General features: G+C 63.2%; 11 protein-coding genes, 2 tRNA genes and 1 pseudogene. 10 read left to right on the top strand and 4 right to left on the bottom strand.

Annotated features, from left to right (window positions below):
• Positions 1–98 precede the first annotated feature (98 nt).
• The 3 genes from FMP39_RS21955 (at position 99) to FMP39_RS21945 (ending at position 6,483) form a co-directional block, all read left to right on the top strand.
• Entirely contained in the window at positions 99–2,477 is a 2,379-nt protein-coding gene (locus FMP39_RS21955) for a phage tail protein (RefSeq protein WP_194858511.1), read from the top strand.
• 1 nt (position 2,478) lies between these two features.
• On the top strand, positions 2,479–3,240 hold the full coding sequence (locus FMP39_RS21950; RefSeq protein WP_141592238.1) for a hypothetical protein: 762 nt from the start codon (positions 2,479–2,481) through the stop codon (positions 3,238–3,240).
• Between the two features lie 75 nt (positions 3,241–3,315).
• Positions 3,316–6,483 (top strand): hypothetical protein, encoded by a 3,168-nt coding sequence (locus FMP39_RS21945; RefSeq protein ID WP_228558210.1) that lies wholly within the window; start codon positions 3,316–3,318, stop codon positions 6,481–6,483.
• 29 nt (positions 6,484–6,512) lie between these two features.
• On the opposite strand, the gene FMP39_RS21940 is transcribed toward FMP39_RS21945, so the two are convergent.
• Entirely contained in the window at positions 6,513–7,130 is a 618-nt protein-coding gene (locus tag FMP39_RS21940) for a hypothetical protein (RefSeq protein ID WP_141592236.1), read from the bottom strand.
• A gap of 448 nt (positions 7,131–7,578) precedes the next feature.
• Positions 7,579–8,436 (bottom strand): hypothetical protein, encoded by an 858-nt coding sequence (locus FMP39_RS21935; protein WP_141592235.1) that lies wholly within the window; start codon positions 8,434–8,436, stop codon positions 7,579–7,581.
• A gap of 101 nt (positions 8,437–8,537) precedes the next feature.
• Here FMP39_RS21935 and FMP39_RS21930 point away from each other — a divergent pair, with 101 nt between their 5' ends.
• From FMP39_RS21930 to FMP39_RS21900, 7 genes and pseudogenes are all read left to right on the top strand, one after another.
• Complete coding sequence (locus tag FMP39_RS21930; RefSeq protein ID WP_141592234.1) at positions 8,538–8,825, top strand: hypothetical protein; 288 nt, start codon at positions 8,538–8,540, stop codon at positions 8,823–8,825.
• Positions 8,822–9,355 (top strand): M15 family metallopeptidase, encoded by a 534-nt coding sequence (locus FMP39_RS21925; RefSeq protein ID WP_141592233.1) that lies wholly within the window; start codon positions 8,822–8,824, stop codon positions 9,353–9,355. Before FMP39_RS21930 ends, FMP39_RS21925 begins: the two co-directional genes overlap by 4 nt.
• 12 nt (positions 9,356–9,367) lie before the next feature.
• Positions 9,368–9,820, top strand: coding sequence for a hypothetical protein (locus FMP39_RS21920; RefSeq protein ID WP_141592232.1), 453 nt, complete (start codon positions 9,368–9,370; stop codon positions 9,818–9,820).
• Entirely contained in the window at positions 9,817–10,119 is a 303-nt protein-coding gene (locus FMP39_RS21915) for a hypothetical protein (protein ID WP_141592231.1), read from the top strand. Before FMP39_RS21920 ends, FMP39_RS21915 begins: the two co-directional genes overlap by 4 nt.
• A gap of 224 nt (positions 10,120–10,343) precedes the next feature.
• On the top strand, positions 10,344–11,207 hold the full coding sequence (locus FMP39_RS21910) for a DUF2381 family protein (protein ID WP_141592230.1): 864 nt from the start codon (positions 10,344–10,346) through the stop codon (positions 11,205–11,207).
• Positions 11,204–12,994, top strand: a complete 1,791-nt coding sequence (locus tag FMP39_RS21905; RefSeq protein ID WP_141592229.1) for a serine/threonine-protein kinase — start codon at positions 11,204–11,206, stop codon at positions 12,992–12,994. The genes FMP39_RS21910 and FMP39_RS21905 overlap by 4 nt, the downstream gene beginning before the upstream one ends.
• A gap of 154 nt (positions 12,995–13,148) precedes the next feature.
• Positions 13,149–14,303, top strand: a pseudogene (locus tag FMP39_RS21900) (serine/threonine protein kinase).
• 202 nt (positions 14,304–14,505) lie between these two features.
• Here FMP39_RS21900 and FMP39_RS21895 read toward each other — a convergent pair.
• Together FMP39_RS21895 and FMP39_RS21890 are read right to left on the bottom strand one after the other, a co-directional pair.
• Positions 14,506–14,578 (bottom strand) — tRNA-Glu (locus FMP39_RS21895).
• A 23-nt stretch (positions 14,579–14,601) separates the two neighbouring features.
• A tRNA-Lys gene (locus FMP39_RS21890) sits at positions 14,602–14,674 on the bottom strand.
• Between the last annotated feature and the right edge of the window lie 65 nt (positions 14,675–14,739).

Raw genomic sequence — 14,739 nt, 5'->3', positions numbered from 1 at the left:
CTGACGAACTCAAAAGGCGCTCTTCCAACCAACCGGCTCCAGGCGCGTCGCAGCCGGGCCAGCAATCCATTCGGCGTTTGCGCAAGAGGTGATTCGTCATGGCTGGCGGCGGTTTGAAAGTCGGTGACGTGTATGTCGTCGTCACGGCCGCCGTCGGCGAGTTCTCCAAGTCCATGCGGCGCGTCGTCGCGGACGTTGCTCAGACGGCCGACAAAGTCGAGAAGCTCGGGAAGAAGATTGGCGCAATCGGCGGGCTCTTCAGCGTGGGCCTATATGGCGCGCTTGCCGCCGTGGCTGAGTTCGATAGCGGCGTCACCGAGCGGCTCGACAGAATCAAGCTCATCTTCACCAACGTCTTCGCTGAAGTCGGCGAAGCCATTCTTCCGCACATTGAGAGACTCTCCGAAGTCCTTGAACACGCGCTCGGGTGGTTCCAACGGCTTGAGCCGTCAGTGAAGCAGTCCGTCGGAACAATGCTGGTGTGGGGGACGGCGGCGGCGCTCGCAGGTGGCGCGCTGGGGACGGCCGCTGGCGTCGTCAAGAGCACTGCCGAAATTGTGAGTACGGTTGTCGTCCCTGCGCTGGACGGTGCGGGAAAGGCCGTCGTGCGCTTCTCCGCTTTCGTCAGTGGGGAGACGCCCGCTGTTGAAGGCAACCTGAAGAAAGTGGCGAAGGGCGCTGAGCAGGTCGACGCGGGCTTTGCGACGGCTTTCCGAAATGCCGCCGCGCGCATCCTCGTGGTGGCGGCGCCTCTGGCGGCTGTCGCGCTCGCCGTTGCAGGCGTCGTGATGCTGGCGGGCACCCTCTATCGGGCCTGGAACGACGCGAGCACCGGAATGCGCGATGCGTTCGTGTCGGCTTGGCGGGGCGTCACCGACGTTGCTGGTCGCGCGGTGGCCTTCTTCCGGGAACTCTTCACGGGGCTCGGGGCCATTGTCGGGACGTGGGCACGCGGGCAGCTCGAAACGTTCGCCTTCGTGGTGCGCAACCTGGCACGCATGGCGGCGCCTCTGGCCCGCGCGCTCAACCTCGACGGTGTCGCGGCCTCGCTCGAAGGGTTGAAAGACCTGAACGGCGACGCGCTGCTCGGCGGGCTGAAGGGCTTCGCCGACGGCGCCCTCGGCAAGTTGAAGGACGGCTTCGATTCCGTTTGGGCGGGCGTCTCCTATGGGGCGGGCTACGCCTTCGATGGCGTGAAGCTGCTCGGCGGTGACGCTGCGGCATTCCTCCGTGAGAAGTTCGGCGGCGTCTTCGACGACATGCTCGGCGGGCCGAAGGGCAAGCTGCGCAAGCCGTCCTCTGGTCCGGAAATCGAAGCGGGCCGCGTCCAAATTGGGAACTTCAACGCGAAGGAGTTCCTGACGAGCGTCGGCAACGTTGCGGCCGTCATCGAGCAGGTCGCCCGGAAGAAGGCGAAGGAACTCGCAGACGCACTGGCCAGGGCCGTCGACGAAGCGAAGCGCATCCTCACGAGCCGCTTCACGCAGGCCCTGGGCGGGCTCTACGAACTGTTCGAGCGCTTCGAGCAAGGGATGCTCGTGGGTGGCGTGTGGGGCGGCGTCATCGCCGTTGTAGCCGAGTTGCTCGCGCAAAGCTCGACGTTCGCCTCGCTGATTCAGATGACTGCGGGCTTCATCCAGTTCGTTGCCGATGCCATCGGCCGCGTGCTGGCCCCGGTGCTGCCTCTCCTCGCGTCCGCCTTCAACATGGTGGCGCCGCTGCTCGACGCCATCGTGCCGGTGCTCGAAATGCTGCTCGTTCCGCTCCAGGCGATTGCCCCGGTGCTGGAGGTGCTCGGCACGCTCTTCCAGGGGCTCGCCCCGCTCATCACTGTGTTGGGACAGATTCTCGTCGCGCTGACTCAGCCGTTGGCGCTGCTCGCGGGCCCCATCATGAAGGCGTTCTTCACCGTCGTGCGAATCGTGGCGATGGGGATTCTCTACGTCGTCAAAGGCGTCGGCACCGTGTGGAACGCCATCATCGGTTTCATTGCCGGTGTCTTCCGTGCGCTCAGCAAGATTCCGGTTGTCGGTGGCGCCTTCGAGAAGATGGCGCGGGGCCTCGACAGCATGAAAGTCCCGATGGACCAGGTCGACGGGGCGTTGAACACGTTGCGCGATACGACTTACGAGTCGGCCGCCGCGAACTCAGCCGCCGCTGTCGCTCAGTGGGAGAACGCCAACGCCACGAAGAAGGCAACCGAGGCGCTCAGCAACGTTCCCTCCGGATTCAAGGTGGCGCTCGCGAGGTTCAACGCACAGGACCCCATCTCGGGGCAGCCGCAGAGGCCGCATGGTGCATCGCCCGTCACGTCGAGCCCTGCTGTCCCGGTGAGTGGCGGCAACGTCAGCGTTGGGCAGATTGTGATTCAGGCCGCGCATGACCCCGCCGAGACAGCACGACAAGTTTATATCGAAATGAAGCGCGAAGCGGGCCGACGTCGCGGCAATGGCGAGTGGCTGAATGGGAGGTATTGAAATGCCCTTCCTGAGCTTGAATGGCATCACCGTGCCCATTGTCGAGGGGCGGCGCAGGCAGGTGAGCATCGGCGTCGACTCGCGCTCATTCAGCGGCGTCTACCGGCTTGGGCGCCGCGCGACGCGCCAAGAATGGGAGTTCAAGACGGGGCCCCTATCATCCGTTGAGGCGTTGGCCTTCCGTGGGCTGATTGCCGGGGACGGCCATGCACTCGCATTCGATGGAGACACCTTCACGAGTCGGGGCCTTGCCCCTTCGACTGCGTTTGGGAGCCTCTTTCAAGGCGCGCGCTTCGGTGGCGGCTTCGAACTGCCCCTGGGTGTGTCTTGCTCCTGGGCGATGCAGCTCGGGCCCCGCTGGACGACGTTGCACCACCTCTTCGACGCCACGGGGGGCGGCTGGCTCCAGGTCATCAACCGGAGCGATGGGGCGCGCTGGATCCAGGGGGCGGCTGCGGCGAGTGCGGGCGGGCTGAGCGTCTCCAGTGGCTCACTGTCTTTGACCGGGGCGCTCAACCTGCGGCGCTTCGACGACGTTGTCGGCCTGCCGTTCATGGCTCCGGACTCGTGGGTTCCAGAGGTGGCCGCGTGGCACTCGGCTCGCGCCTGGAGCGCGTTGCCGTACCTGTCGGCAGGCGGGGCCTATTCCGTCGGCGAGACGAAGGTGCTTGGCGAAGTGCGGGACGGCGAGTTCGTCGAATTCATCCACCAAGGGGCGCGCGTCATCGGCGAGCGACTCGAATTCACGTTGCGAGAGGTTTAGGAATCCATGCGCAGCATGTCGTCTCAGGGGTTGGCGGCGCTCACGAGTGCAGCCGGACACGCTTCCCATGTTCGCATGAAGGTGCTCGATGACGCGGGGACGTGGCGGAATCTGAGCCAGCTTGAAGGTCGCGATTTTCTCGACGCCGTCGAGGTGGACGAGGACGTTGACCAGCCCGTTTCGGCCGCGACGGTGACGCTCAAGCGGCAGATTGAACTCTTCAGCGTGGCCCCGCTCCGGGCCGACTCGAAGCTGAATGCCGGAAGCGGGCAGCTCATCCGGCCGGGGAGAGAGTTCATTGTCGAGGCTGCGGTTTCGCCCATCGGCATGTCGCCCAGCGGGAGCGAGTGGCACACGCTGTTTCATGGAGACATCGACGAAGTCGACTTCGCAGGTGAACAGCTCGTCTTCCGTGGGCGTGACTTGGGGGGACGGCTCCAAGGCGCTTTCATCGAGGTTGAGCGGGCCTATGGCGACGACGTCCAGGGCGTTGCCGTCGAGGAGGTGATGCAGGCCATCCTGACGGACAACGGGACGGGCGTGGTGCTCCATACCCCGGCGTCTCCAGGGTGGAGGCTCCGAGAGTACGCGCAGAAGAAGGCGAGTGTCCTCGACGCCGTTCGGGACCTGGCTCAACAGATTGGCTGGGAGGCGCGCTATCGCTGGCGCGAGTCGAGCGGGACATTCGCCCTGACGTTCACCGAGCCCAACCGGACGAATCCGCCCCTCGCGTGGACCTTCGGCCCGGACGACTACCGCGACGTTGCGAAGCTCGTGGTGAGCAGAACGGACGTCCGGAACAAGGTGGAGGTTGTCTTCTCGGACGCGAATGACTTGGACGTCACGGGGCAGCCCAAGCGGAAGAGTGTCGTCGTTGAGGACGCCGCGAGTCAGGCCGCCTATGGCGTGCGCTACATCCAAATTGCCGAGGGGGCTTCGAGCAACATCGACAGCGAGGTTGAAGCGCGGAGGATGGCGGAAGCCGCACTGTCCGACTTGAGCGAGGCACGCGCGGACCAGGAAATCGACCTCGACTTCTTCCTGCCGGTGGAACTGGGCGACCTCTACCGGTTCCTCCCCAATGGCGTTCACTACTCGGACGCGCAGAACTTGGCAGTCACCGGGTTTCGACACGTCTTCACCTCGGAGGGAGACGCACGCACCACGCTTACAACGCGCGGGAAGCCCTCCTTCGGCGTCTCCATGTGGCTGGAGATGGACACGCGCCCCGGCCTGGGCGAGCCCGCGCACTCAGCCCCGCCGCTTGTCCCGCTCGACATCAACGTGACTGCGGTGGTGAACGGCTTCTCGCTGTCCCTCACTCCTGCTTCGAGCGGCCCGGCTGCGGCTGGGTATGAGCTACACGTTTCGACGTCCAGCGGCTTCACGCCGAGCAGCTCCACGCTGCGCGGGACTTTCGACACGACGGCATTCGGCGTGAATGACTTGATGCCGGGGGCGACCTACTTCGTGCGCGTGGTTCCTCGGGACCGCTTCGGCAATCGAGGGAACGCGTCGCCGCAGCTCGCCGTCACGCCGAAGCAGCTCGAGGGCGCGTCGCTGAGCGATGCCGCGGTCGGCTTCCAGCACCTGCTGTACCCGCCCACCGACAACCTCATTCCGAACGGCTACAACGAAGCGGGCATTCGCGCCGTGGGGAAGTCGCCCGATGGTGACAGGCTTGTCGAGGACCCTGTGAATGCCCGGGTTGGCCGCTGGGTGCGCCGGGTGGAGCTGATGAACACGGGGGCGTGGCCGGGGCTGAGCTGGACGGGCGGGTATGGCTCGGAGGTTCCAGGCGGTCGGCTCAAGTGCTCCCCGGGGGACGAGTTCTTCGCCGAGGTCTACGTCAAGGCGTCGTCCGCCACCGTAGGGGGCATGGGAACCCTTCATTTGCTGTGGGAGGACGGGAGCGGCGTCTACGCAGGCCAGAATACGGGCGTCTTTCTGGGGCAGGTTGGGACGACGTACCGGCGTGTCACTGTGAACGGTACGTGCCCGGCCGGTTGCACGGGGGTTCAGCTCTTCTGGGAAACCCAGGTGGCGGCGGCGGACGTGGGCAAGCGGCTCTATTTCGATGCCGTCTCCATGCGGAAGATGGTCACCTTCGACTTGCTCGCGGCGAACACCCTCAAGACGTCCAACTACGCCGAAGACGGCAGCGGCATCCCCACGGCCGGGGCGAAGCTCGACAACGTCGGAACGACGCTCAAGGTGGCCTCGAACAACGTTCAGGTGGGGCGCTACTACCTGAGCGATGGCTTCTTCCGTTCCGTGCAAGCCCTCGCCGACACGGGAAGCCGCATCTACTACCGAGGCAACAACGAGGGCGTTCCGAACATCGACCGGCTGAACATCCAGGTGCTTGAGGGCTACGCGATTGCCGGGGCTGCTGGTGGAGCGGTGAACTTCACCTGGGCGCACTATCACGCAGTCCTTCAGCCCCAGGCAGTGAGCGACAACCTCGACGCGCTGCGCTTCATGGAGGTTGGGTTCTATTGGGCGTATAGCGACAGCAACGCGCCCCAGTGGCTCTATGGGACGTCGGTGCCGCTTGCTGATCGCAAGTATCAGAATGGCGCGGTCGACGGAGATTCCAGCAACGCGACGAGCGCGGGCTTCACCTTCGTGTATGGCGACAAGTTCAACCGGCTGCGGGACTCGCTTTCGAACAAGATGCTTTACTTGAAGGTGCGGCTGCACAACGCGAGTGGCTACAGCGCTGAGCGTTGGTTCTTCCCGCCGAGCAGCTACAACGTCAACATGGTGCGGAGTGCGACGGGGCCCGCATCAACGCCGACTGGCGGCGGTGGAGGTGGCGGGGGCACGCACGGAACCTGTGTCGCGCCCTGGGAGCCGGTGCTGCTCAGCGATGGTTCGGAAGTGCCCGCCGAAATGCTTCGGCCCGGAATGCGGCTGCTCACCATGCACGAGCACGAGAAAGACGGCGGCATCTTCGAGGTGACGCACGTCAGCAGGCACCAGGCGGCGCGCTGCACGCTCACCATGACGGATGGGCGTGTGCTCGTCGTAACGCCGGACCATCGCTGGCGGACCTTTGAGCGTGGATGGACGCGCACCGACGAGCTTCATCCCGGAGAGACGATTGATGGTGTCGCTCCGGGTCGAGTGGCGCGCGTGGAACCTTCGGACTCTGGCGACGTAATGAAGATCACGGTGCGGTTTGCAAAGACCTACGTTGTGCAGGGGCTGCTTGCCCATAATCTTAAACCCCGAGACTAGATAGTGCTTCACTTATTCGAGGGTGCTAGTTACTCGTTTCGGTGGCCCCATTTGCCTTCGAGTGCATTCCGTTTGTCGCGCTCGAAGTTTGCTACTTCTTGTTCGGTTAGCTCTGCGACATATTTTACAAGCGCAGGGGAGTCGCCGACAGCAAAGAATCGAAGTGGAGGTGAAAGAGAGACTTTGTCGGTGATGACCACTGGGGATGCGTTGCTGTCGACAAGGAACACCACACCTCCAAGTCGCATTATGGGGCGGTGCTTCGATTCTGGGTGCGGAGTCACGTCGACGATGCGAGTGTCATGAGGAGGGCGCCAGACTGCGTGCGGTGTGGCCAGGAAGTAGTGCCCAACTCCCGGACGCGCGCGTAAGTGGAACATCCATCCACAAAATCGGTCGCCACCCTCTCGACTAATCATCTCCATTACGTTGTCATAGCAGCCATGCAATTTAGCCCACGGCTGCGGCCTATAAAACGCTACGCCCAGGGGGCCACTGCTGATGGTGTGAGCAATTCGACGGAGATCTGTATCCGAAACGTCGCCCAAATCGTTCGTAAGCGACTGTTCACGCTGCGCCCGTTTTTGCTCCTGTGCGAGACGCCGCCGCTTCTTGTTCTCTCGATTCATTCGGTTGTTCTTGCTCATTTTTGTTTTCCTGACTCTAGGGTGAACTGTGGCTAGGCTGATGGGGGCGAAAGCGATTCGTCGCCATTGAGTCACCAGGCAACCAACGCGAACAGAGTAAACAGTATCCGCGAGGTGGAGCTATCCTGAACCATGCCGGGAGTTCTCAATGGTTGGGGTGCTGATCGGGAGGAAGATGGCGCGTCGCGGGCGTACTCGGGGCTCCATTTTGCCAGCCACTGAATGGGAAATTACCAGAAGTCGCACGCATTTACCGGGGCCCCTTTCGTCCCGGTGGCGTTGTGACCGCAGAAGAGACTCTGTCCGTGCAGTTCGTAGTCAGTCCCCGCGGTCTCGCTAATTCGTGCGCGGAGCCATCGGCCGCTGGCGAGGTGATGAAGATCACCGTTCGCTTCTCAAGGACCTACGTTGTCTAGGGGTTGCTCGCGCACAACCTCAAGCCGCGGGACTAGCTGGCCAGTTTTTCAATAGCCTTGGCTTGGACTGGGCTGACTGTAAGTCCGGATAACTCTTGCTGCTTTTCGTTTAGCCGGGTTCGAAAATATGCTGCGAGTGTTTCGGGGATTATTTCTGGAGGATCCAACACAGCCTTCCCGGAGATGGCCGACTCATACATTGTCACGATATTGGCATAGTCATCTGTCGTCTTGGCTTCGGTGTCGATTCGGTCGGCATTTCTCATGAAGTCGATTGTTGTAGATCGGTCGTTCTCGTCCAGCCAGCCCCAGTTTGACTTGAGCAGCAAGAGGGCTGCATTGGTGTTCTCGATTGTAAGGGCAAAATATTTCGCAATGGTGCCATGAATCTTGGCCTCTCTTTCCTTGGTTGGGCGGCTTGAGGATTGGTCGTCAAAGGCTGATTTCAGACGAGTGACGGCATTGATCATGTCTGTGGCGCAACGGTGTCGAATTGCTGTTGACTCAAGAAGAAATGCGAGTGGGCCATAGAGGCTTGTGATTTGGGTTCTGAGATACTCGGCTCTGCGGGCCCGGCTTGCCAGGGTGTCTTGTATGTCTCGCTTGATATGCTCTAGCAACTCGGCTCGCTCGGAGCGATCTGTTTCTAACTTTTCCTGAAGGCTCTTGTTGAGATTGGAGCCGATGTTGAGGAGTTCTTCGGCATGCGTTCGCTTTTGTCGTTCCAGGATCCTGTTGAAGAACCAGGAAAAGAGCCCAACCAGAAGCGCAGTGGTAAGCCCGGGGCCAAAGCTTGAAATCAGAAGCTTTTGCCACTCGAATGTCGTTGGGTTTTCTGACGTAGTTACCATAGCGGCAAGGACAAGGGTCCAAGTGTTCGTCAAGAGCATGGGATGAGCGTACCATCGTTCATTCTGGGGAACTCGTGAGCTGAGCCACTCCCAGAAGTCACACGCATTTACCAGGGGCAACCCTAGTCCCCGGTGATGCCGTGACCGCAGAAGAGGCGCAGTCTGTTCAGCTCGTAGTCGGCTCCCTGCTCGGAACGGCGGGAGTCGGTGTCCTCACCTGGGCTGCGAAGTCTCTTGTCCATGAGGTCCGCTCGCTCGTCGAGAAGGTCGCCCGTCAGGACGAGCGCATCAATGCCCTCGCGGTGGAGCTGGGAGCCCTGCGGCGCTGGCGCGACGAGTTCGCCGTTGGCCTTCCTGTCCAGGTCCGGCAGACCGTCGAGTTGGAGCTTCTCCGCAGGACCCAGGCCGGGGCTGGGGATTCCCGATGACCCGGGCCAACTTCAAGCGGGTCGACCTTGACCGCGTCTACCTGCCGCTCGTGTCGGTCGCCCTTCATCTCGTGGCGCGGTGCGAGGCACGGGGTGTGGGCTACGTCGCAACCTACGGCTTCCGGAGCTTGGATGAACAGGCCGAGCTTCGTCGGCTGTACTTGGCGGGGAAGGGCGGCAAGGCGTCACCCGCAGGTTTGTCCGCGCACAACTACGGCCTCGCCTTCGACTTCGTCTGTGACGCGAGCCCGCGACCAGGCGTTCAGCCGGATTGGCGCGAGTCGGCTTACCGCGTGCTGGGCGAGGAAGCCACGAAGGCGGGACTCGTCTGGGGCGGCAGGTTCGGTGACTCCCCTCATGTGCAGTGGCCGGGCTACGTGAGCGCGCTTCAGCTCACGCCGCTTCGCACCCTGGTCCAACAGAGTTCCCTCGCCGACGTGTGGGCTCGCCTCGATGCCGAGCGCCTGTCGCCGAAGTGGCGTGCAGCAAACCCGAAGCTCGCGGCCGAACTGGAGCGGCTGGGCTTCTAACCCGGAGGCAACATGGTTGACGCTGGTGTAGTCGGGCCGAGCCCCGAGCAGTTCGAGGAGTTCGCGCGCCTTCTTCTCGATGCCGTGACGAGCCGGAACTACGCGCTGCTCGCCGCCCTGGTGGTGGTGGTGCTCGTCTACCTGCTGCGGAAGTTCGGCGGCAGGCTCGTCCCGTTCTTCAATACCGACAGGGGCGGCGCGGTCCTCGTGCTTGGCGTCTCCCTCGCGGGGGCGGTAGCGAACGCGCTTGCTGCTGGGGCGCCGTTCTCGCTGGCGCTGATGCTGGCGGCGCTGCAAGTTGCCCTGACGGCTGCTGGTGGCTTCACCATCATCAAGCGGATTCTGTTCGGGAGCGCTGCCATTGCCCGCGCCGAGCTTGCGGGCGCGCTTGCCGCTGGACAGGTCGCGGAGAAGGCCGCGGCGATTGCCGTGCTGGAGCAGCTCGACTCCCGGGGCGATACGTGAAGCTCGGCGCGCTCGTGCTGGCCCTGCTGGTTGCGCTTCCAGCGTCGGGCTCGGAGGCCATCAGCGTCGAGCGCGCTCAGCTCTTCCCGGATGGAGGTTCGGCAGCCGTCGAGGTTGAGGGCGGCTGCTGGCTGTCGGAGAGCCGCTGCATTCGAACCGCGTCGGAGATTGAGCGGCTGCGCGCCGAGAACGAATCGTTACGCCAGCAGGCTGGGGACGTGTCCTTCACGGTCGCCGTCGTGGCCCTGCTTGCCGGGCTTGGGGCCGGGTTCGCCGTTGCGAGGCTCGCGAACCGATAGTGGGCGGCTGCGGAATCGGCGCGGTCGGTCAGGGACCTCGCGACGCCGTGAACTGCGCACTCACCACAGCCGCCCGGCCGCCTTCATACATAGGCGGGACCAACAAGCCAAGAGTGGGGCAGGGGGTGACCGCTCTCCACACGGGGCGTGTTGGCCTGTAGGAAATAGGCCCACTGCGCGAGTAGCCGCGATGGTAGCCTTCCGATTTGGGAGGTCATGCGCCATTGCTCCAACCGTCTAGATTGGCCCTTGCGCTCGCGCTCGTATGGGGCGCTGCCGTGGAGGCCCAATCTTCAGCCGCAGCCCGCATGCGGAGAGAGCGTGTTGTCACGGTTCCCGGCGCTGCGGCAGAGCCCCTTCCTGTCGTTCATGTCGCGCATGACACGCCGACGCTCTTCCTGTTCCCGGCCCCCATCAACCGGAAGACTCTGACCTTCGACGAGTCGCGGATTCGCATCCTGGATGCCGGTGAGCGGTCGGTCATCGTTCAGCCCGTGGCGGATCTTCCCGAAGGTGAGCGCTACGAAGTCGGGGTTTTCTTCGCGGATGGCCGGGCTCCTGCGCGAGCCGCCTTCTCACTGGCCACTGACCCAGCCGAAGTGGACACTCGGATTGACGTGCAACGTCCCGCGTTGACGGAAATAGCCTGCCCGGTAGATGTGCCGCGAACACCCCGCCCTGAAGACTTCGTACTTCTGGAACTCGTCGATAAGGATGGTGTCTCAGCAACGCCTGTCAAGAGCCACGAGGACGCCCAGCGGGGATTTCTAGTGCAGTCGGCGATGGCATATCGGGGGAACGGATGGGTACTGATAGATGCGACAGTTATCAACATCGCTGAGCAGTCGCCATGGCTGCCAAGGGAGGCGATACTAACAGGCCGAGTTGGGCTGCCGCTTCGCGCCCGAATCGTAATGGCAGAGGCGACAGCGATTCAACCGGGAGAAAATCGGCGTGTACTCGTGGTGGCTGACGTCCCTCAATTGACTGCAAGTCCGGTTTTTGCCCTGGAACTGGTTGGCGATGGCAGGACACTCCTTCTCCCAAATGTTCGACTGCCGAAGGGTGGTTCCGGTGGGACACCATGAACGTAATTTCTATGTTCCCGGGGGCTGGGGCGTCGATTGATGGTTGGAGTGTCGTTAGGGAGCTTGGAAACGGTGGTTTTGCAGTCGTGTACCTCGTCGAGAAGCACGGTCGCAGATGCGCGCTCAAGTTGGCGCGGCACCGAGATTCGAGCGGGGACGACAAGCAAACACATGCGAGGACGCTTCGGGAGCTTTCGGCGCTCCTCCTCCTGGAGCATCCGAACATCGTCAAGCCCCGTGGGTATGGCTACTCCGAGCAGGGGAACGTCTATCTCGCGCTTGAGTATGTAGAGGGGTGGACCCTTGCTGAATGGGCGGAACGTAAACACCCCACTGTTCAGGAAGTCTTGCAGGTCTTCGACAAGATTTCCGCCGCGCTTTCGTACATGCACGGCCGTGGCGTCCTGCATCGGGATTTGAAGCTGTCCAATGTTCTGATTCGGAAGAGCGATGGAGAGCCGGTCATTATCGACTTTAGCTGCGCAAGCTACTCGTTGGCCGAAGAGCTGACGGATTGGGGCTTACCTCCGGGAACGGACCGCTTTCGTGCGCCGGAGCAATTCACATGGCTTCGGGAGCACAAGGCCGAACAGCGCGCGAAGTACGCCTTTCAAGTCGCGGACGAGATTTTCGCGGTTGGGGCGATGCTCTATGAGTTGCTGACCGACCCCCGACCGACGGAGGTTCAAGCGCGAGTTACGCTCAACAGCACCGTCATGAAGCCGCCTCCTGCGCGTGCGTTGAACGTGCGTGTTCCGGAGGCGCTGAACGACCTCGTTGATTGCATCCTGTCGCGTGAACCGGCAAGGCGCCCTGTCGACACTGAGGCGTTGCGCCGGGAGCTGGGCGAACTCCTGGCCTATTCGAGCGCGGAGTACCTATCCCCGGTGCATCTTCCGTCCGAACAGCGGCCATTGGAGCCGCCGGATCATGTGATGCCCGAAGTTGCCAACCCGCGCCTTCCTGTGTCGCCAAAGCGTTCTGGTCGGGGAGGGTGGGGACTCGCGGCGGGCTTGGCTGCCCTCATCGCGCTTACCGTGGCCGGGGGCTTCTTGCTCAGCCGAGGGGAACCCATGGAGGCCGGGGCGCAGACCGTCGTTGGTGTGTCGCGCCCGCAGAGCCCTCCACATTCCGCGCCGCTCACGTCGACTGCCCCTGCTATGTCACCACCAAGCCCCCCGCCCATGACGCTGACGGGCCTTGCGACTGCCGTTCCGAAGGAAGGTTCCACCGTGAAGACGCCTCCGTCACCTGAGTCCCCACTCCAAGGACGCCCGTCACGCGGGAGAACGAAGGCCGCCGTTGCTGCCGACTGCGCGACGATGACTCTCGTTGCGGCACTCGCGGCAGGTTGCCCCAGTGCCCAGATTCGACCTGAAGCGTTCACTTGCCCGGCTGGTGCGGAGGAGGTGATGCGGGAGGATCTCCGCTGGAAGATCAACGAGTCGTTCCGCCTCACCCTCGATAATCGTAGTGGCCCGTTCGACGACGTGTGGTTCACCGCAGGGGCGGATGTGATGGGGATCGTTCCCAAAGGCGTGGATTCGCGGCAACGCGCAGTCGCGCCGCCCGGGACACGCTTCTATGGCAAGGCGTATTTTCTTTCTGACCGAATGGGCCGCTCGGAGGGGCCTGCACTCGTCATCCGCTATGACCGTGTGCGGCTGCCGGGACAGGACGAGCGCCCCGTCTGCTTCGTGGTCGAGTCGCCCGCCAAGAGCTACGAAGATGGCCGAGTGAGAGCAATCAACACGGGGGGCGGTTACGTCGTGGACCGTTGGCCCTGAGCGCCCCAAGAGGACGTAATAGGTAGGCGGTCACTTTAGGGCCGAACACGCCGTTTTGACGCCATGACCCGTGAGGGCGTTCCCTCAACCGGATGCCGCAGGTAGCGTTTTCCTCGTCGCGTTGGTTGCGAGTTCGCACACGAGGGGCAACGGCATGTCGAAGGCAATCGAGTTCAAGATCCCACGGGGGGCGATCCTCTTCTCGGCGGGCGGGATCGGCTACGAGTACCGCGAGGACTTGGGGCCGACTCACCATGGGATGTCCTTGTTCGTAGCGCGGCTGCGGGCCACGTCCGGCGCGCCGCGTGGGAAGGTGCTGCTCAAGGCGGTTCCGGCTCCATCGGAAACGGAAGGGGCTCGGGTCATGCGTGCTCGGGCGAAGCTCGACGAACAGGTTCGCCTTGCGACCTTCCTCAAGCATCCCGGCATCCTCAAGGTTCATGGGCTGCACAAGGTCGAGGGCTACTGGTACGTCAGCACAGAGCACCCGGAGGGCCACTCCCTGAATTAGCTGCTGACGCTCGTCGGTGAGAGTCAGCGATGGTTTTCCCCCCTCTTCGTGCTCTACGTCGGGGCGCAGGTCGCGGCGGCCCTTGAGCACGCGCACGCCGCGAAGGATGAGCAGGGGCGACCGCTCAACATCGTTCATCGGGCGGTCGACGTTGAGCACATCTTCGTCAACTGGGACGGGACGGTTCAGCTCGCCGACTTCGGCCTCGCGCTGTCCGACTTGCCGGGCCGAGTGGCCTCATCGGCGCGGGGCCCCTACGGGGATCACTTCTACTCGTCACCGGAGATGCTCCTCGGGGGGAGCGTCGATGCACGCTCCGACCTCTTCACGCTGGGCGTCGTGCTGCTTGAGTTGGCGACAGGAAAGAATCTGCTCTTCTGCCCCGACGACATCACGCTCGAAGTCATGGGCTCGTTGTCCACGAAGAAGCGTCGGAGGGTCTCTCGGGCAATCAAGCGGGCCACGCTCGCAGGGGCGCCGCCGTTGGTGGCCGACGCAATTTGGCGCGCGGCGACGCTGACGGTTGCGGACGTAGACGCGATGACCGAGGGTCTTCCCCAGGGGCTACGGGTGACGCTGAACCGGCTTCTTCGGGTCTCCCCCCGCGAGCGCTACCAGTCAGCGGGGGAGCTGGCGGCCGACCTGACGGCCTGGCTTGGCGGAACCTTCACGAAGGCCGATGCCGCAGCCGAGTTGAAGGCGCGGGCTGCTCAGGCAGAAGAGGCGCTGGACTCGATGGTGCTCACGCAGTCTCGTGGTCGCGGCAAGCGCAAGCCGGATGACGTGACGACGCTCTGAGCGGCGACTGTTTCGGCGCGTATCGCGACCCCAATGGGTCTGGTGGATCAGGTTGTAGAGAAGAGGGGAGAGCTGGACGGCTGAAAGTGCGGGGCGCGCTGCCCGATGTTAGAGGGGCGCGCTAACAGCGCACTAACAGCACTGAACGGCCAAAAACGAACGGGGTTGGACAGTTCGCACTGTCCAACCCCGCGTTTTTCCATGTCCCCGACGGGATTCGAACCCGTGTTACCGGCTTGAAAGGCCAGCGTCCTGGGCCTCTAGACGACGGGGACAGCACACCTTCACTTCTACTGCATGAGTCGCGGGGGGCTCGAACCCCCGACCCTCGGCTTAAAAGGCCGGTGCTCTACCAGCTGAGCTAGCGACTCGCACTATTCTTTTTTAAATTTTTCGCCACCACCCCGGAAGCCCCCGGGGCAGGCGCTTCCTACCA

This window comes from Myxococcus sp. AB056, assembly GCF_006547365.1.
GTDB classification, from domain to species: domain Bacteria; phylum Myxococcota; class Myxococcia; order Myxococcales; family Myxococcaceae; genus Myxococcus; species Myxococcus virescens.
The sequence above is the reverse complement of the archived record's forward strand: the minus strand, read 5'-3'. Positions and strand labels throughout refer to the sequence as shown.